18 protein-coding genes are annotated in these 15,993 nt (G+C 69.0%); 12 read left to right on the top strand and 6 right to left on the bottom strand.

Translation table 11 applies throughout. The features are described 5' to 3' along the window. Positions 1-20 precede the first annotated feature (20 nt). A complete protein-coding gene (locus LGR64_RS00680) occupies positions 21-935 on the top strand; it encodes a LysR family transcriptional regulator (RefSeq protein WP_141835693.1) in 915 nt (304 codons plus the stop codon). Here LGR64_RS00680 and acnD read toward each other — a convergent pair. From acnD to LGR64_RS00665, 3 genes are read right to left on the bottom strand one after another with little or no spacing between them, the layout of a single operon-like run. Further along, a complete protein-coding gene (acnD, locus tag LGR64_RS00675; protein WP_141835696.1) occupies positions 923-3,550 on the bottom strand; it encodes a Fe/S-dependent 2-methylisocitrate dehydratase AcnD in 2,628 nt (875 codons plus the stop codon). The two genes, LGR64_RS00680 and acnD, sit on opposite strands and share 13 nt — an antisense overlap. A 60-nt stretch (positions 3,551-3,610) precedes the next feature. After that, complete coding sequence (prpC, locus tag LGR64_RS00670) at positions 3,611-4,780, bottom strand: bifunctional 2-methylcitrate synthase/citrate synthase (RefSeq protein ID WP_230354830.1); 1,170 nt, start codon at positions 4,778-4,780, stop codon at positions 3,611-3,613. Next, positions 4,777-5,175 carry an acyl-CoA thioesterase gene (locus LGR64_RS00665; RefSeq protein WP_043821632.1) on the bottom strand — a complete coding sequence of 133 codons (399 nt, stop codon included), beginning with the start codon at positions 5,173-5,175 and terminating at the stop codon, positions 4,777-4,779. Before LGR64_RS00665 ends, prpC begins: the two co-directional genes overlap by 4 nt. 117 nt (positions 5,176-5,292) lie before the next feature. Between LGR64_RS00665 and LGR64_RS00660 the strand changes: the two genes are divergently transcribed. Then, complete coding sequence (locus LGR64_RS00660; RefSeq protein ID WP_230354829.1) at positions 5,293-6,705, top strand: short-chain fatty acyl-CoA regulator family protein; 1,413 nt, start codon at positions 5,293-5,295, stop codon at positions 6,703-6,705. Positions 6,706-6,741: 36 nt separating this feature from the next. On the opposite strand, the gene LGR64_RS00655 is transcribed toward LGR64_RS00660, so the two are convergent. Beyond that, positions 6,742-7,707, bottom strand: a complete 966-nt coding sequence (locus tag LGR64_RS00655) for a ferritin-like domain-containing protein (RefSeq protein ID WP_230354828.1) — start codon at positions 7,705-7,707, stop codon at positions 6,742-6,744. Positions 7,708-8,039: 332 nt separating this feature from the next. Here LGR64_RS00655 and LGR64_RS00650 point away from each other — a divergent pair, with 332 nt between their 5' ends. Then, positions 8,040-8,390 (top strand): serine/threonine protein kinase, encoded by a 351-nt coding sequence (locus LGR64_RS00650; protein ID WP_230354827.1) that lies wholly within the window; start codon positions 8,040-8,042, stop codon positions 8,388-8,390. A 63-nt stretch (positions 8,391-8,453) separates the two neighbouring features. On the opposite strand, the gene LGR64_RS00645 is transcribed toward LGR64_RS00650, so the two are convergent. Beyond that, a complete protein-coding gene (locus LGR64_RS00645; RefSeq protein ID WP_013800491.1) occupies positions 8,454-8,660 on the bottom strand; it encodes a hypothetical protein in 207 nt (68 codons plus the stop codon). Between the two features lie 271 nt (positions 8,661-8,931). On the opposite strand from LGR64_RS00645, the gene LGR64_RS00640 reads away from it, so the two are divergent. The 9 genes from LGR64_RS00640 (at position 8,932) to LGR64_RS00600 (ending at position 15,456) form a co-directional block, all read left to right on the top strand. Further along, on the top strand, positions 8,932-9,255 hold the full coding sequence (locus tag LGR64_RS00640) for a hypothetical protein (RefSeq protein ID WP_013800490.1): 324 nt from the start codon (positions 8,932-8,934) through the stop codon (positions 9,253-9,255). After that, entirely contained in the window at positions 9,256-9,456 is a 201-nt protein-coding gene (locus tag LGR64_RS00635) for a low affinity iron permease family protein (RefSeq protein ID WP_230354826.1), read from the top strand. It begins immediately after the preceding gene. Between the two features lie 53 nt (positions 9,457-9,509). After that, a complete protein-coding gene (locus LGR64_RS00630; protein ID WP_013800488.1) occupies positions 9,510-9,743 on the top strand; it encodes a hypothetical protein in 234 nt (77 codons plus the stop codon). A gap of 115 nt (positions 9,744-9,858) precedes the next feature. Beyond that, on the top strand, positions 9,859-10,614 hold the full coding sequence (gene otsB / locus LGR64_RS00625; protein WP_230354825.1) for a trehalose-phosphatase: 756 nt from the start codon (positions 9,859-9,861) through the stop codon (positions 10,612-10,614). After that, positions 10,611-12,134, top strand: a complete 1,524-nt coding sequence (locus LGR64_RS00620; RefSeq protein WP_230354824.1) for an alpha,alpha-trehalose-phosphate synthase (UDP-forming) — start codon at positions 10,611-10,613, stop codon at positions 12,132-12,134. Before otsB ends, LGR64_RS00620 begins: the two co-directional genes overlap by 4 nt. A gap of 112 nt (positions 12,135-12,246) precedes the next feature. After that, positions 12,247-13,338, top strand: a complete 1,092-nt coding sequence (locus LGR64_RS00615; RefSeq protein ID WP_230354823.1) for an acyl-CoA dehydrogenase family protein — start codon at positions 12,247-12,249, stop codon at positions 13,336-13,338. After that, complete coding sequence (locus LGR64_RS00610) at positions 13,326-14,084, top strand: PIG-L deacetylase family protein (protein ID WP_230354822.1); 759 nt, start codon at positions 13,326-13,328, stop codon at positions 14,082-14,084. The genes LGR64_RS00615 and LGR64_RS00610 overlap by 13 nt, the downstream gene beginning before the upstream one ends. Then, positions 14,081-14,698 (top strand): class I SAM-dependent methyltransferase, encoded by a 618-nt coding sequence (locus tag LGR64_RS00605; RefSeq protein ID WP_230354821.1) that lies wholly within the window; start codon positions 14,081-14,083, stop codon positions 14,696-14,698. The genes LGR64_RS00610 and LGR64_RS00605 overlap by 4 nt, the downstream gene beginning before the upstream one ends. After that, the gene (locus tag LGR64_RS00600) at positions 14,695-15,456 is read left to right on the top strand and encodes a glycosyltransferase (RefSeq protein WP_230354820.1); all 762 of its coding nucleotides are present in this window, start codon (positions 14,695-14,697) and stop codon (positions 15,454-15,456) included. Before LGR64_RS00605 ends, LGR64_RS00600 begins: the two co-directional genes overlap by 4 nt. On the opposite strand, the gene LGR64_RS00595 is transcribed toward LGR64_RS00600, so the two are convergent. Beyond that, complete coding sequence (locus LGR64_RS00595; protein WP_230354819.1) at positions 15,426-15,986, bottom strand: DinB family protein; 561 nt, start codon at positions 15,984-15,986, stop codon at positions 15,426-15,428. The two genes, LGR64_RS00600 and LGR64_RS00595, sit on opposite strands and share 31 nt — an antisense overlap. Positions 15,987-15,993: the final 7 nt, after the last annotated feature.

Here is a 15,993-nt window from a genome sequence, read left to right as displayed (position 1 = left end):
CATGAATTTTTCTCACCAATATGCTCGAACGCACCCACCTCGCCATCGTCCGTGAAGTCGAAAAACAGGGCTCGCTGACGGCGGCGGCCGGCGTGCTGTGCGTGACGCAGTCGGCGCTGAGCCACAGCATGAAGAAGCTGGAGCAGCAGCTGGGCACGGACATCTGGCTGCGCGAGGGCCGCAGCCTGCGCCTGACGCAGGCCGGCCAGTACCTGCTGGCCGTGGCCCAGCGCGTGCTGCCCCAGCTGGACCTGGCCGAGGAGCGGCTGCGCCAGTTCGCCCAGGGCGAGCGCGGCGCGCTGCGCATCGGCATGGAGTGCCATCCCTGCTACCAATGGCTGCTCAAGATCGTCGCGCCCTATCTGGCGAGCTGGCCCGATGTGGATGTGGATGTGAAGCAGAAATTCCAGTTCGGCGGTATCGGCGCGCTGTTCGGCTACGAGATCGACCTGCTGGTCACGCCCGATCCGCTGTTCAAGACGGGCCTGGAGTTCGTGCCTGTGTTCGACTACGAGCAGGTGCTGGTGGTCTCCAGCGCGCATGCGCTGGCAGGGGCCGATTTCGTGGAGGCCGCCCAGCTCGCGCCCGAGGTGCTGATCACCTATCCCGTTCCCATGGACCGGCTGGACATCTACAACCAGTTCCTCATGCCGGCAGGCATCACGCCGCGCCGCCAGAAGGCCATAGAGACCACGGACATCATGATGCAGATGGTCGCCAGCGGCCGGGGCGTGGCGGCCCTGCCGCGCTGGCTGGTGCAGGAGTACGCGGGCAAGCTGGACGTGGTGCCCGTGCGCCTGGGCGCCAAGGGCATTGCCAAGCAGATCTTCCTGGGCGCGCGCGTTGCGGACCTGCAGACCGACTATCTGCAGGCCTTCATCGAGCTGGCGCGCCAGCCGCTGGCCGCTGGCACGCCCCCTGCTCAGGCTGCCTGAGCCTGCGCCAGGAAGTCCTGCGCAAACCGCTGCAGCACGCCGCCCGCCTCGTACACCGATACCTCCTCGGCCGTGTCCAGCCGGCAGATCACCGGCACGCGCAGCGTCTGGCCGTTGCGGCGCTCGACCACCAGCGTGAGTTGGGTGCCCGGCGTGCGCTCTCCTTCCACGCCATAGACCTCCGTTCCGTCCAGCCCCAGGGTCCTGCGGTCGGTGCCCGGCAGGAACTGCAGCGGCAGCACGCCCATGCCGATGAGGTTGGTGCGGTGGATGCGCTCGAAGCCTTCGGCCACCACCGCCTCCACGCCCGCCAGTCGCACGCCCTTTGCGGCCCAGTCGCGTGAGCTGCCCTGGCCGTAGTCGGCGCCCGCGATGATGATCAGCGGCTGGCGGCGGTTCAGGTAGGTTTCCATGGCCTCCCACATGCGCACCACGCGCCCTTCGGGCTCGATGCGCGCCAGCGAGCCCTTGTGCTGCACGCCGTCGATGACGGCCATTTCATTGACCAGCTGCGGGTTGGCGAAGGTGGCGCGCATGGCCGTCAGGTGGTCGCCGCGGTGGGTGGCGTAGGAGTTGAAGTCTTCCTCGGGCAGGCCCATGCGCGCCAGGTATTCGCCCGCGGCGCTGTCGGCCAGGATGGCGTTGGAGGGCGACAGGTGGTCGGTGGTGATGTTGTCGGGCAGCAGCGCCAGCGGCCGCATGTTGCGCAGCGTGCGCGGGAAGGCCGCCAGCGCGCCCACGCCTTCGGTGTCCCAGTACGGCGGGCGGCGGATGTAGGTGGACTGGGGGCGCCAGTCGTACTGGGGCGAGGCTTTGTCGCCATCGTCCTTGCGGATGGCGAACATGGGTTCGTAGACGGCGCGGAATTGCGCAGGTTTGACCGCTTGTTCAACGATGGCGTCGATCTCTTCGTCGGCGGGCCACAGGTCCTTGAGGCGGATCTCGCGCCCGTCCACCACGCCCAGCACGTCCTGCTCGATGTCAAAGCGCACCGTGCCCGCCAGCGCATAGGCCACGACCAGCGGCGGCGAGGCCAGGAAGGCCTGTTTGGCCTGGGGATGGATGCGCCCGTCGAAGTTGCGGTTGCCCGAGAGCACGGCCGTGGCGTAGAGGTCGCGCTCGATGATTTCCTGCTGGATCCTGGGGTCCAGTGCGCCGCTCATGCCGTTGCAGGTGGTGCAGGCAAAGGCGACGATGCCAAAGCCCAGCTGCTCCAGCTCGGTGAGCAGCCCGGCCTCCTTCAGATACAGCTCCACGGCCTTGGAGCCCGGCGCCAGCGAGGATTTGACCCAGGGCTTGCGCCTGAGACCCAGGCGGTTGGCATTGCGCGCCAGCAGCGCTGCGGCGATGACGTTGCGCGGGTTGCTGGTGTTGGTGCAGCTGGTGATGGCCGCGATGATGACGGCCCCATCGGGCATCAGGCCCTGGCGCTCCTGGGCGCGGGCGGCCTGCAGTTTTGCCGCATCGGCAATGCCGCGCTCGACCAGGGCCGAGGTGGGCAGGCGCCGGTGCGGATTCGAGGGGCCGGCCATGTTGCGCACCACGGTGGACAGGTCGAACTGCAGCACGCGCTCGTACTCCACCCCGGCCAGGGTGTCGCTCCAGAAACCCGCGGTGCGCGCATAGGCTTCGACCAGGCGCACCTGGGCCTCGTCGCGGCCGGTCAGGCGCAGGTAGGCCAGCGTCTGGTCATCAATGGAGAACATGGCCGCCGTGGCGCCGTACTCGGGGCACATGTTGGAGATGGTGGCTCGGTCGCCGATGCTCAGGCTGTCGGCGCCCTCGCCAAAGAATTCCACATAGGCGCCGACAACTTTTTGCTGGCGCAGGAATTCGGTCAGGGCCAGCACGATGTCGGTGGCGGTGATGCCGCCCTGGCGCCGGCCCGTGAGGCGCACGCCCACGATCTCGGGCAGGCGCATCCAGCAGGCGCGGCCCAGCATGACGTTCTCGGCCTCCAGGCCGCCCACGCCCACGGCGATCACGCCCAGCGCGTCCACATGGGGCGTGTGACTGTCGGTGCCCACGCAGGTATCGGGGAAGGCCAGGCCATCCTGCACGGTGACCACGGGGGACATTTTTTCCAGATTGATCTGGTGCATGATCCCGTTCCCTGCGGGGATCACATCCACGTTGGCAAAGGCTTTTTTTGTCCACTCGATGAAGTGGAAGCGGTCCTCGTTGCGGCGGTCCTCGATAGCGCGGTTCTTCACGAAGGCATCGGGATCGAAGCCGCCGCACTCCACGGCCAGCGAGTGGTCCACGATGAGCTGCACGGGCACGACGGGGTTGACCTGGGCCGGGTCGCCGCCTTCGGCCGCGATGGCGTCGCGCAGGCCGGCCAGATCCACCAGGGCCGTCTGGCCCAGGATGTCGTGGCAGACCACGCGCACGGGGTACCAGGGAAAGTCGATGTCGCGGCGGCGCTCGATGAGCTGCAGCAGGTAGCCGTCGAGTTGCGCGGGATCGGCGCGGCGCACAAGGTTCTCGGCGTGGACGCGGGCGGTGTAGGGCAGGCGTGCCCAGGCGCCGGGCGAGAGCGCATCGACGGCGGCGCGCGCATCGATGTAGTGCACCGTGGTGCCGGGCAGGGGTTTCTTGTGGTCGTTGTTCATGGGGCGGATGCAATGCGGGCAGGCCTGCAGCCCGCCCGCCAGGTTCAGGACAGCGGCGGCTCAGGCGCGCGCATCGAGGGGCACGAACTTCTGGTCATCCGGCCCCGTGTAGTTGGCGCTGGGGCGGATGATCTTGTTGTCCTGGCGCTGCTCGATCACGTGCGCGGCCCAGCCGCTGGTGCGCGCGATCACGAACAGCGGCGTGAACATGGCCGTGGGCACGCCCATCATGTGGTAGCTGACGGCACTGAACCAGTCCAGGTTGGGGAACATCTTCTTGACCTCCCACATCACCGATTCCAGCCGGTCGGCAATGTCGTACATGCGGGTGGTTCCGGCCTCGTCGGACAGGCGCTTGGCCACGCCCTTGATGACCACGTTGCGCGGGTCGCTGACGGTGTAGACCGGGTGGCCGAAGCCGATCACCACCTCCTTGGCATCGACGCGGCGGCGGATGTCGGCCTCGGCCTCGTCGGGGGTGTCGTAGCGCTTCTGGATCTCGAAGGCCACCTCGTTGGCGCCGCCATGCTTGGGGCCGCGCAGCGCACCGATGGCGCCCGCGATGGACGAATACATATCGCTGCCCGTGCCCGCGATCACGCGCGCCGTGAAGGTGGAGGCGTTGAACTCATGCTCTGCATAGAGGTTGAGCGAGGTGTGCATGGCGCGCACCCAGCCTTCGGACGGCCGGTGGCCGTGCAGCAGGTGCAGGAAGTGGCCGCCGATGGAGTCGTCATCGGTCTCCACCTCGATGCGCCGGCCCGAATTGCTCCAGTGGTACCAGTACAGCAGCATGGAGCCCAGGCTGGCCATGAGCCGGTCGGCGATGTCGCGGGCACCCGCCAGGTTGTGGTCGTCCTTTTCGGGCAGCACGCAGCCCAGGGCCGAGACGCCGGTGCGCATCACGTCCATGGGGTGGGCGCCGGCAGGCAGCTGCTCCAGCGCCTGCCTGACGCTGGCCGGCAGGCCGCGCAGCGCCTGCAATTTGGTCTTGTAGGCCTGCAGTTCGGGGCGCGTGGGCAGCTTGCCGTGCACCAGCAGATGGGCGATTTCCTCGAACTCGCAGACCTCGGCAATGTCCAGGATGTCGTAGCCGCGATAGTGCAGGTCGTTGCCCGAGCGGCCCACGGTGCACAGCGCCGTGTTGCCGGCGGTCACGCCCGACAGGGCCACGGACTTCTTGGGCTTGAATGCGGACGCAGATGGCGCGTCGATGATCGTGGTATTCATGGAAGGGTCTCCTGGTTCAGATAGGAATGGGCAATGGCGGCAGGAAGGCCGTTGTGGTCGACAGCCACCATCTCGAACAGGCCCTTGAGCACGTCCTCGCAGGCAATGCCCGGCGCCTGGGCCGACGCGGTGACGCAGACCGTCATGGAGCTGCGCCCCACGCGGCTGACCCAGCCGCGCAGGACGATCTCGTGGCCCACGGGCACGGGCGCCAGGAAGTCCACGCCGGTGACGGCGGCCATCACCACCTCGCGCTGCGCCAGGCTGCGCGCTGCCAGAAAGGCGGCCTTGGCCATGAGCTGCAGGCCCTGGCCTGCGAACAGCGTGCCGTGGTGGTTGGCCAGCGCGGGCAATACCAGTTCGCGCAGCTCGGCGGTTCCAGCAGGTGTTGTCATGCTTCGCAATCTACGCAAAATAGCGGCTCAGCCATAGGGCTGAAAAGGCGAATTCTTGCGAAACGAAACCCACGATATTGCGAATTCTGCGAATAACAGCTACCCGAGGAAACAGGCATGAAGAAGACATTCATGGGCGTCAAGCTGCGCAAACTGCGCGCGGAGCACGGCCTGTCCCAGATCGCCCTGGCCCACGCGCTGGGCCTGTCGCCCAGCTACCTGAACCAGCTGGAGCAGAACCAGCGGCCGCTGACGGTGTCGGTGCTGCTCAAACTCAACCGTGCGCTGGGCGTCGATATCCAGCAGTTCTCGGAGGACGAGGAAGCGCGCCTGGTCGCCGGCCTGCGCGAGGCCCTTGCCGAGGCGCCCGAATCCATTGCCCTGCCCGAGCTGCAGGAAGTCGCCGCGCAGATGCCGGCGCTGGGGCGTGCGGTGATGGCGCTGCACCGCCGCCATCTGGAAGCCCTGGAGCGCATCGAGAGCATGTCGCTCAGGCTGGGCGATGACCGCTCGGACATGCCGGTGGCGCGCACCATGCCGTTCGAGGCCGTGCGCGATTTCTTCTTTGCGCACCAGAACTATTTCGATGAAGTGGACCGCGCGGCCCAGGCCCTGGCCGGCGAGGCGCGCGCGGACCCGGGCCATCTGGCGGACTGGCTGGTCCAGCGGCTGCAGCAGCGCCACGGTGTTCAGGTGCATCGCTCGGAAGACTCCCGGCAAAGCCAGCGCCGCTTCGACCCGGCCACGCGCTCGCTGTGGCTGTCCTCGGCGCTGGAGCCTGCGCAGCAGGCCTTCCAGCTGGGCACGCAGCTGGCCTTGCTGGAGATGGGCGACACGCTGGACCGGCTGATCGCCACCGCCGCCTTCCAGGGCGACCCGGCCTCACGCAAGCTGGCCCGCGTGGGCCTGGCCAACTACTTTGCGGGCGCGCTGCTGCTGCCCTACGATCTGTTCCTGGAGGCGGCCGAGCAGCTGCGATACGACATCGACCTGCTGGGCCAGCGCTTTGGCGTGGGCTTTGAAACCGTCTGCCACCGTCTGAGCACGCTGCAGCGGCCCGGCGCACCGGGCGTGCCGTTCTTCTTCGTGCGCGTGGACCGCGCGGGCAATATCTCCAAGCGCCAGTCGGCCACGCATTTCCACTTCAGCCGCACGGGCGGCACCTGCCCGCTGTGGACGGTGTACGAGGCCTTCGGCCAGCCCGACCAGGTGCTGCGCCAGCTGGCCAGCATGCCCGACGGGCGGCGCTACCTGTGGATTGCACGCTCGGTCTCGCATGGGCAGGGCGGCTATGGTTCGCCGCGCAAGACCTTCTCCATCGGACTGGGCTGCGACATACGCCATGCCGCGCGCCTGGTCTATGCCAAGGGGCTGGACCTGGGCGATCCGGAATCGGCCACGCCCATCGGCATGGGCTGCAAGGTCTGCGAGCGCGACCAGTGCACGCAGCGCGCCTTTCCCTATGTGGGAAAGGCGCTGCATGTGGATGAGAACGCCAGCCGCTTTGCACCCTATGGCGTGGGCGGCTGACGATTCCGTGGCCCGCGCGGTGCGCGGGATGCGCGGTCAGGCTGCGCTGCGGTAACGGTCGCGCAGGTCGCGCACTTCATCGTGGTTGCGCTGGGCACCCTGGGCCTGGCGCTCCACCACCACGCGCACGGCCGGTGGCAGCGGTTGCTTGAGCGCCTTGCGGTACTGGGCGAGGGCGGAGTCCTCGCCGCGCTCGCATTCCTCCAGCACCGCCTTGTCGTCCTGCGAGGTCAGGGCCGTCTTCACGGACACCCAGCCCCGGTGCAGCGCGCCGGCCACCGTGCCGCCCGATGCCGGCTCTCCGCCGAGCCTGCGGATTTCCGCTTCCAGCTCCCGCGCGGCAACACCGCACTCGGTGGAATGGCGCATGAACAGGGCCTTGAGGTCGGGCGAGTCGGCGTTCTCGGAGGAGGTGCGGAAGCCGTACTCGCCATCGCGGCAGGATTCAAGCAGGTCGTTGAGCACGTCCACCACATCGTCGTTGTCGATATCGCCCGTATAGGCGGGGGCGACGATGGTGCCCGTCTCGTCACGGACATCACGGCTGCCTGCGCGCGCCCAGGCGGCGCGGGCTGCGGGCCGGGCCTGGTCCCAGTCCAGATGGCTGGCGCCACGGCGCGTGGTCCATTCGCGCTCCCACTCGGCGTCGAAGGCATCGAAGTCGGCATCGCGGCGTGCGGAGGCAGCGTTCCAGCCCAGCTCGTAGGCGGGGCGATATTCCTCGTAGCTGCGGCCAGCCACGTAATAGGGCTCGCTCTGGTAGGCATCGCGCCAGTAGGCATCTTCAACCGTGGGGTTCACGGCCTCGGCCGCACCCTTGCCGGCCAGCCCGCCGACCACGGCACCGGCCACGCCGCCCACGGCAGCGCCGATGGGGCCACCCATTGCGCCGAATGCAGCGCCGGTGACGGCGCCGCCTGCTGCGCCTATGCCGGTGCCCACCGGGTGCGCGCCGGGTGCGTCGGACAGCGGGTCACGGTTTGCGGGGTTCGATTGCGTCATGGAATGTGCTCCTTGGCAGTTGAAAGTGATTCCTATGCTGATGGCTGCAGCAGCCGTCCGGCGTGCGCGCTTGCGGCCATGTGCCGTAGGAACGCAGCGCCCTGCCCTTGCGGACATCGCGCCAGTCCCCTGTGGCCATTTTTCGCACCCCGGCACAGGGCAAACACAGGGCAATCGGCGTGCCTGCCGACTCTCCCGCATCGGACTGCATCCGAGCGCATCGGCACGCTCCTACCTCCAGGAAAGTGCTGTGCCCACCCCCGCTGCAAGCCCGCGCAGGCAGGCTTGATCCATGACCCGGCCACGGTGGCCGGACCCCCTTGGAGATCACCATGCGCACCCCGAACAACACGGCTGCCACCGGCAGCGACACTCCCCAGATCGACCGCAGCGAAGACGCCAGCGCCGACCTGCCCGAAGGCAAGGACATCAACGATCACCTGAGCGCGGAAAAGGATGTGGCCGATTCCATCGCCGAGGCCTCGGCGCACCGTTTCGACGACATGCCACAGGACGGCCCGCTGAACTTCGACGATGGAACCGACATGGGCCACCCGCGCGGCAACACGCAGCGCGAAGGCGGCACCTGGCAGGCCGAGGGCGCGGACAGCGGCAGCCTCAGGCCGCCCGCCGAAATCCTGTCCGACCGCAATGGCCCCAGCGACCGCAAGAACGGGCGGTGACGCACCCTTGCACGCCATGAAAAAGGGCACCCGAGGGTGCCCTTGTCGCGAGGAACCGGCAATTCATCCAGCGCCGCGGTCGCCGCCTGGGCCGCCGCCCTTGTTCTGGCGCGTCTGGGCCTGGTTGCCGCTGCCGACATGGGCCTCGCGGTCATGGCGGCTTTCGGGCGTTCGCTGGCCTTCGTTCCTTTGCGTGGGCGGCTTCGCGCCCTGGCGGTTGTGATCGTTCTCCACCTTGCCCTTGCCGGGCTCCTGTCTGTCGCTGCTCATATCGCGCTCCTTGTCTAGGGTGCCGGGCCCCATCGCTGCAGGGCCGGACTTCCAGTCTAGGCAGCGCGCAAGGCCCAGGCAGCGGGTCATGGGCGCCCGCCGGCGTGGGGCGTCTCCCACAGGGCAAACGACGTGCCTGAGAACGGCGTTCATGCGCGAGGCATCTTTTCGTTCCTGCGCTTTCGGCGTGGTCCCACGGCGGCTGCGCACGGGCGAAGAGACCATGGCCCAAGCGCCGCCTGCGCAGGCCCGCGAACGAAAGGAAGACGCCATGAAAGACAAGACCCCATCCGCATCCAAGTCCTCTGCACCCACACAGGCGAAGCCGTCGGGCGATGGCCAGACCAAGCTGCCCGGCCAGGTGGGCAAGGCGCCGCATGCGCCCGGTGAATCCGATGCAGCCGACGCATCCGAACAAGGCCTGCGCCTTCCGCACGAGCGCGACCAGAGCCTGGACGCCACCAGCGATGCGCCCGACCCGGTGATGCGACAGGCCCATGACGACATTGTTTCCGGCCAGGTGGATACCGACATGCGGCAGACGCCGGGACTGGATGCCGAGCGGCGCAAGAAGATGGTGCGCAAGCAGCCTTGATTGCACCTGAAGCTCAACGAACTGCTGGCAGCCAACAAGATTGCCAGCAACCGCATGATCGGCATCGAAGCGCTGGACGAGGAGCAGCTGCAGCAAGTGGCGGCCTTCTACGTCAACCTGGCCGCCCGCGCGCGCGAAAGCGGAGCCTGCAAGGAATGCCACTCCATCGACGAGGACGACCCGGCACGGCCCGGCAACTGAGGCGGCCTGCCTGCCCTCCATCCAGGTAGAACCCCATGCCCGACATTCCCGACATTCCCGACATTCCAGATTGGCTCCAGTGGCCTGCCTTTGCGGCCTCCCTCATCGGCGCATGGTGGGTGGGCTCGCGTTCCGCCGGGCGGCGCAATGTGGGCTTCTGGATCCTGATGCTCAGCAATGTGCTGTGGGCACTGTGGGGATGGTCCTCCGGCGCCTGGGCACTGGTGACGCTGCAGGCCTGCCTGGCCATCACCAACATCCGCGGCTCCATCAAGGCCGAGCGCTGAACGCGCCATGCAGGCCGCCTCCCTCCCTATGGCCCGGTGCTGGCGCATGGCCGATCCGCGCACAAGCCGTCGGCTGACGGTCGATGAACCAGGCACTCGGTACCGTGGTCTTTCCATGGAAACACCCCCACTCCCCGCCCGCAGATTCGCCCTGTTCCTCGACTTCGACGGCACGCTTGTGCCGCTGGCCGAGACACCGGACGCCATTGCGCCAGACCCCGCCCTGATCCCCATGCTGGCCAGGCTGCAAGGCATGCTGGGGGGCGCGCTGGCCATCGTCACGGGGCGGCAGGTCGAGGTGCTGGACCACTTTCTGGCGCCTCTGCATCTGCCCGCCGCCTGCGAGCATGGCCTGCAGCGGCGGGATGCCGTAGGCCGCCTGCACCCGCAGCCATTGGCCATGCCAGAGACCGTGCTGCAGTTGTGCAATGCCTTGGCGGCCGATCATCCCTTCCTGCTGGTGGAGCGCAAGCGCTCCTCGGTCGCACTGCACTACCGGCGCGCGCCAGAATTGGCGGCGCTCTGCCTGGATACGTTGAGCCGCGCACTGCGGCACCTGCCCGGTCTGGAGCTGCTGCACGGCAAATGCGTGCTGGAGGTCAGGCCCGCGGGCGTGGACAAGGGCCACGCCATTGCGGCCTTTCTGCGCGAAGAGCCGTTCGCCGGCCGCACCCCCGTGTTTGCCGGTGACGATGTCACGGACGAGAGCGGCTTTGACGTGGTGCAGGCGCACGGCGGCATGGCGATCAAGGTGGGCGAAGGCGCAAGCGGGGCCCGCCACCGGCTGGACAGCCCGCAGGCCGTCCACGCCTGGCTGCAGTGCGCATGCATGCACCTGGCGGCGCAGACCTGCGCGGAGGCCCTGCCATGAGCCGGCTGGTGGTGATCTCCAACCGCGTGGCCGACCCGGGCAAGGCAGCCGCAGGCGGCCTGGCCGTGGCCATGGGCGATGCGTTGCGGCAGACCGGCGGCCTGTGGTTCGGCTGGAGCGGCACGGTCACCGATGGCCAAGCCGCCTCCCCTGCCGGGCATGTGCACCGCACCCAGGCAGGCAAGGTCACGCTGGCCACGGTGGACCTGGACCGCGCGGACCACGACAGCTACTACGCGGGCTACAGCAACGGCGTGCTGTGGCCCGTCTTCCATGGCCGGCTGGACCTGGCGAACTTCGACACGGGCCTTGCGGCCGGCTACCGCCGCGTGAACCAGCTGCTTGCGCGCCGGCTGCTGCCCCTGCTGGCGGAGGACGACATCCTCTGGGTGCATGACTACCACCTGATCCCGCTGGCGGCCGAGCTGCGCGCCCTGGGCTGCCGGCAGCGCATCGGCTTTTTCCTGCACATCCCATTGCCCCCGCCGACCCTGCTGGCGGCCATTCCCGAGCATGCATGGCTGATGCGCTGCCTGTTCGCCTATGACCTCGTGGGCCTGCAGACCCGCCAGGACGTGCAGCACCTCGAGCGCTATGTCTGCGAGGAGGCGGGCGGCCAGGCCCTGGGCGACGGCGCATTCCGCGCCCATGGCCAGCGCCTGGTCTGCCGCGAATTCCCCATAGGCATCGATGTGGATGGTTTCATGGCGCTTGCACAGGGCGGCGCCTCGCGGGACATGCACGAGCGCATGAAGCACGAATACGCCCAGCGCCGCCTGCTGCTGGGCATAGACCGGCTGGACTACTCCAAGGGCCTGCCGCAGCGCCTGCGCGCCTTCCGGGAGCTGCTGGCCCGCCATCCCGAGCAGCGCCGCCGCGCCACGCTGATCCAGATCGGCTCGCCCACGCGCGAGGGCCTGGACGCGTATGCCGACATACGGCATGAACTCGAATCGCTGTGCGGCGCCATCAACGGCGACTACGGCGAGCTGGACTGGATGCCCGTGCGCTACATCCACCAGACCCTGCCGCGCGATGGCATTCCGGGCCTGTGCCGCGCGGCGGCCGTGGGCCTGGTCACCCCGCTGCGCGATGGCATGAACCTCGTGGCCAAGGAATACGTGGCGGCCCAGGACCCGGCCGACCCGGGCGTGCTGGTGCTGTCGCGCTTTGCCGGCGCTGCCGAGCAGCTGCAGGAGGCGCTGCTGGTCAATCCCTACGACGTGCACGGCACGGCCGCCGTGGTGCAGCAGGCCCTGCAGATGCCGCTGCAGGAAAGGCGCCAGCGGCACCAGCGGCTGCTGCAGCGCATTGCCGAGCAGGACGTGCACTGGTGGCGCAAGGCCTTTCTGTCTGCCTTGAAAGAGGCCAGGCCGCTGGAGCACAGGGAAAGGGAAGGCTTCGGCATCCGCGTTCCCTCGATCAGGCAGGAGCAGGCGCCGCTGCGCCTGGAACTGGCCGCCCGCCCTGCCGACGGCGCGGAGCGGGACGCCTGCCGGTCGGTGGTCTCCGACAGGTAATGCCTTCCTGCTCCTGCGGCGCCGCGTTCATCCTCCCGGCACCATGGCATCGCCTGGCGTCTCCCCCCATTTTCCAGGCTGCGCAAGGCACGAAAAAGGAAGGTGAGCGGTGATGGCCCAGCACAACGACGAGCACGCCAATGCGTGGACATGCAGCGACACGCTGGCCCAGGCCTTGCGCGGCCATGCGGACCTGTCGCCGGCGGACCAATTGGCCCTGCTGGTAGCGCAGGGCGCCGACCGCCTGCCGCTGCCGGGCCATGGCCACACGCTGCAGCGCTGGCGAGCACTGGCCGAAGTGGCCGCCCACAGCCTGGGCCTGGCCAAGCTCTATGAAGGCCATACCGACGCCCTGGCCATCCTGTCCGAACTGCAGGCCGACCTGGCCACCGAAGGACTGCGCTGGGCCGTCTGGTGCGCCGAGCCGCCGGGCGAGCGCGTGCAGGCCACGGCGGCATCTCCCGACGCCACTCAACGCACGACGCTGCAGGCAGGCTCGGCGGTTCGCCTGTCCGGCCACAAGCCCTGGTGCTCTGGCGCACGCGCCGTGGACCGCGCCCTGGTCAGCGGCTGGCTGGCAGACGGCCAGCGCTGCCTGATCGCCGTCACCATGGACCAGCCCGGCATCCGCAGGGACGACAGCCACTGGCAGGCCGTGGGCATGGCCGCCAGCGCCAGCGCCGATGTGCACTTCGACGGCGCCACCGGCGTGCTGGTCGGGGCCCCGGGCCAGTACCTGAGCCGCCCCGGCTTTCACCATGGCGGCGCAGGCGTTGCGGCCTGCTGGCATGGCGCGGCAGCGCGCATCGCCAGCCATCTGCAGCAGGCCGTCAGTCAAGGCGAGGACCCGCACCGCCAGGCCCACCTGGGCGCGCTGGACGTGGCCCTGGCCAGCGCGGCCGGCCTGCTGCGCGACGCTGCGGCCTGCATCGATGCCACGCCATCGGACCCCTGCCTGCTGGCCGTGAGCCGCGCCCGCCTGGCCGTGGAAGCCGCCGCCGAAGAGGTGCTGCGGCGCGTGCCGCGCGCCATCGGACCGGGCCCGCTGTGCAAGAACAGGGGTCTGGCGCAGCTGATGGCCGACCTGCCCGTCTTCATCCGCCAAAGCCATGCCGAGCGCGACCAGGCCGCGCTGGGCCGCCTGCTGGCCGAAATGACGCAGGCACCGGCACAAGGTGCAGGAGCCTCCGCATGGACGCTGTGAAGCCCCGCCTGATCGAAGGCCAGGGCACGCCCGAGTCGCGCTGGCAGGCCTGGTTCGCACAGCGCCAGCCCGTGCCGCTGGCGCTGGACGAGCTGCTGCAGGGCCGCAGCCGCATCGTCATCGTGGCACCGCACCCCGATGACGAAATCCTGGGCTGCGCCAGCCTGCTGCGCCGCTGCGCGCAGCAGGGCCTGCCCTGCCTCGTCATTTCCGTGACCGATGGCGGCGCCAGCCATCCCGGCTCCACGCTGTGGCCGCCGCAGCGGCTGGCCTGTGCACGCGTGCAGGAGAGCAACCAGGCGCTGGCCCTGCTCGCCCCGGCAGCGCAGGTGGTCCGCCTGGGCCTGCCCGACGGCCATATCGCCGACCACGCAGCGCAGCTGCTGCTGCAGCTGCAGGCCTTGCTGCGGCCTTCGGACGCGCTGCTGTGCACCTGGCGCGAAGACGGTCACCCGGACCACGAGGCTACCGGCCAAGCCTGCGCCACGGCGGCCCGGCACACGGGCTGCCGGCTCTTCGAGCTGCCGATCTGGGCCTGGCACTGGGCCGAGCCCGGCGACGCGCGCGTGCCCTGGCACCGCGCCGCCGCCATTGCGCTGGCACCGCAGGAACTGGCGCTCAAGCGCAAGGCCCTGTCGTGCTTTCGCAGCCAGCTGCTGCCAGACCCGTCCACGGGCCGCGACGCCGTCCTGCCGTCCTGGGCCACGCAGCGCCTGCTGCGTCCGTTTGAAGTGGTGTTTCTATGAACGGCGCCAGGCAGCACTTCGAGCAGATGTACCAGGCCGACCCCGACCCCTGGCAGGTCGCATCGCGCTGGTACGAGCGGCGCAAGCGCGACCTGCTGCTGGCCGCCCTGCCGCGCGAGCGCTATGCCTACGGCTTCGAGCCCGGCTGCGGCAATGGCGAGGCCACGCAGCGCCTGCTGCAGCGCTGCGAGCGGCTGTGCGCCGTCGATTTCTCGGACAGTGCCGTGCAGCTGTGCCGCCAGCGGATTGCGCCGCAGGACCGCGCCCGCCTGGACCTGCAGGCCCTGCCCCTGCCCTGGCAATGGCCACAGGTGCCCCAGGTGCCACAGATGCCGCAGCAAGGCTTCGATCTCATCGTGGTCTCGGAGCTCGCCTACTACTTCGACGACGCGGCACTGGCGCATTTCAACCGCCAGTGCCTGGCCTCGCTGCAGGGCGGCGGCCACTGGCTCATGTGCCACTGGCGGCATGGGGCGCACGATCACCTGCAGACCACTCGCACCCTGCATGACAGCGTGTCGGCCCATGCGCAGCTGCACTTGCTGCTGAGCCACAGCGAGCCGGATTTCCAGCTGGACATCTGGCAGAAAACCCCTGAAAGGACGGACAGATGATCGGCGTGTGCATCCCAGCCCATGACGAGGAAGACCTCATAGGCCGCTGCCTGGACAGCGTGTTTTGCGCGGCGGCCCACGCCGGCCTGCAAGGCGAGACCGTGGCCGTCGTAGTGGTGCTGGACAGCTGCCAGGACGCCACCGAATCGGCCGTGCGCCGCTGGCCCGCCATCCCCTTGTCCATTGCCGCGCGCAACGTGGGCAAGGCGCGGGCCCTGGGGTCGGAGTACCTGCTGCTGCTGGGCGCCCGCTGGCTGGCCTTCACGGATGCCGACACCACGGTCTCCCAGAGTTGGCTGGCCGACCAGCTGGCGCTTCAGTCCGACGTGGTCTGCGGCACGGTGCAAGTGGCCGACTGGTCGGCCCACGGCGTCCAGGCGGACACGGCGCGGCGGCACTTCGAGACCACCTACACGGACCGCGACGGCCACCGCCACGTGCACGGCGCCAACCTGGGCATCTCAGCCTGGCACTACCGCCAGGCCGGCGGGTTCGATGCACGCACCTGCGGCGAGGACCAGGACCTGGTGGACCGCCTGGCGGCCGGCGGCGCCCGCATCGCCTGGTCGGCCCGGCCCCGGGTGATGACCAGCGGCCGCGCCTACTCGCGCGTGGCCGACGGTTTTGCCGGTGCGCTGCGCCAGGGATGGACCCTGCCCGGCGACGCGCCACCTGAGCTACCCGTGCTCCAGAGCGCCCTGGCGCAGCAGCAGGCCCTGGCCCTGCCTCAACCGCAGGCCGTCTCGTCCACGCGGTAGCAGTCCCTGAGGAACACCGGCAGGTCGTTGGCCGGCGGCACGAAGGGCACCTGGTACATCATGTCGCTGACAAAGCCACGGTGGTAGCTGCCGTGGTTCACCACGTGCAGCACGATCTGCTCGCGCGTCATGGCGCCCTGCCCGCCGCCCACGAACTCGAAGTGCACGACCTTCGCCAGGTCTTCGTCCGGGCATGCGTCGACGAACTCCACATACCAGCGGTCCATTTCCTGCACCGATTCCCACAGCGCCGGCAGCGTGGGCGTGTGGTCGGTGTTGCGCATGGTGTAGCCATGTTTGCGGCCCTGCAGGTGGTGCCTGAAGATGTCCTCCACCACAAGGACGTGGTTCAGCGTGCGCACCATGTTGCCGAAGCTCGTGGGCCGCTGCTTCAGGGCCTCGCCTTCGGGCAGCTCCATCACGCTCTTGAAGGTCAGGCCGTTGGCCCAGGCCTTGTAGCGCACCAGCATTTTCAGGTTGGCCCTGGCCGATGAGACGGGAGCGCGCGGGCTCTCTTGTATCGCTGTCATTCGTGGT

It is taken from the genome of Delftia sp. Lp-1 (genome assembly GCF_020523835.1).
Taxonomy (GTDB): Bacteria; Pseudomonadota; Gammaproteobacteria; order Burkholderiales; family Burkholderiaceae_C; genus Comamonas; species Comamonas acidovorans.
This window is presented reverse-complemented; position numbering and strand designations above follow the sequence as displayed.

Excerpts from the sequence above, each read along its gene's own strand:
- LGR64_RS00680 (WP_141835693.1), top strand. The coding sequence starts at position 21 with ATGCTCGAACGCACCCACCTCGCCATCGTCCGTGAAGTCGAAAAACAG.
- acnD (WP_141835696.1), bottom strand. The coding sequence starts at position 3,550 with ATGAACAACGACCACAAGAAACCCCTGCCCGGCACCACGGTGCACTAC.
- prpC (WP_230354830.1), bottom strand. The coding sequence starts at position 4,780 with ATGAATACCACGATCATCGACGCGCCATCTGCGTCCGCATTCAAGCCC.
- LGR64_RS00665 (WP_043821632.1), bottom strand. The coding sequence starts at position 5,175 with ATGACAACACCTGCTGGAACCGCCGAGCTGCGCGAACTGGTATTGCCC.
- LGR64_RS00660 (WP_230354829.1), top strand. The coding sequence starts at position 5,293 with ATGAAGAAGACATTCATGGGCGTCAAGCTGCGCAAACTGCGCGCGGAG.
- LGR64_RS00655 (WP_230354828.1), bottom strand. The coding sequence starts at position 7,707 with ATGACGCAATCGAACCCCGCAAACCGTGACCCGCTGTCCGACGCACCC.
- LGR64_RS00650 (WP_230354827.1), top strand. The coding sequence starts at position 8,040 with ATGCGCACCCCGAACAACACGGCTGCCACCGGCAGCGACACTCCCCAG.
- LGR64_RS00645 (WP_013800491.1), bottom strand. The coding sequence starts at position 8,660 with ATGAGCAGCGACAGACAGGAGCCCGGCAAGGGCAAGGTGGAGAACGAT.
- LGR64_RS00640 (WP_013800490.1), top strand. The coding sequence starts at position 8,932 with ATGAAAGACAAGACCCCATCCGCATCCAAGTCCTCTGCACCCACACAG.
- otsB (WP_230354825.1), top strand. The coding sequence starts at position 9,859 with ATGGAAACACCCCCACTCCCCGCCCGCAGATTCGCCCTGTTCCTCGAC.
- LGR64_RS00620 (WP_230354824.1), top strand. The coding sequence starts at position 10,611 with ATGAGCCGGCTGGTGGTGATCTCCAACCGCGTGGCCGACCCGGGCAAG.
- LGR64_RS00615 (WP_230354823.1), top strand. The coding sequence starts at position 12,247 with ATGGCCCAGCACAACGACGAGCACGCCAATGCGTGGACATGCAGCGAC.
- LGR64_RS00610 (WP_230354822.1), top strand. The coding sequence starts at position 13,326 with ATGGACGCTGTGAAGCCCCGCCTGATCGAAGGCCAGGGCACGCCCGAG.
- LGR64_RS00605 (WP_230354821.1), top strand. The coding sequence starts at position 14,081 with ATGAACGGCGCCAGGCAGCACTTCGAGCAGATGTACCAGGCCGACCCC.
- LGR64_RS00600 (WP_230354820.1), top strand. The coding sequence starts at position 14,695 with ATGATCGGCGTGTGCATCCCAGCCCATGACGAGGAAGACCTCATAGGC.
- LGR64_RS00595 (WP_230354819.1), bottom strand. The coding sequence starts at position 15,986 with ATGACAGCGATACAAGAGAGCCCGCGCGCTCCCGTCTCATCGGCCAGG.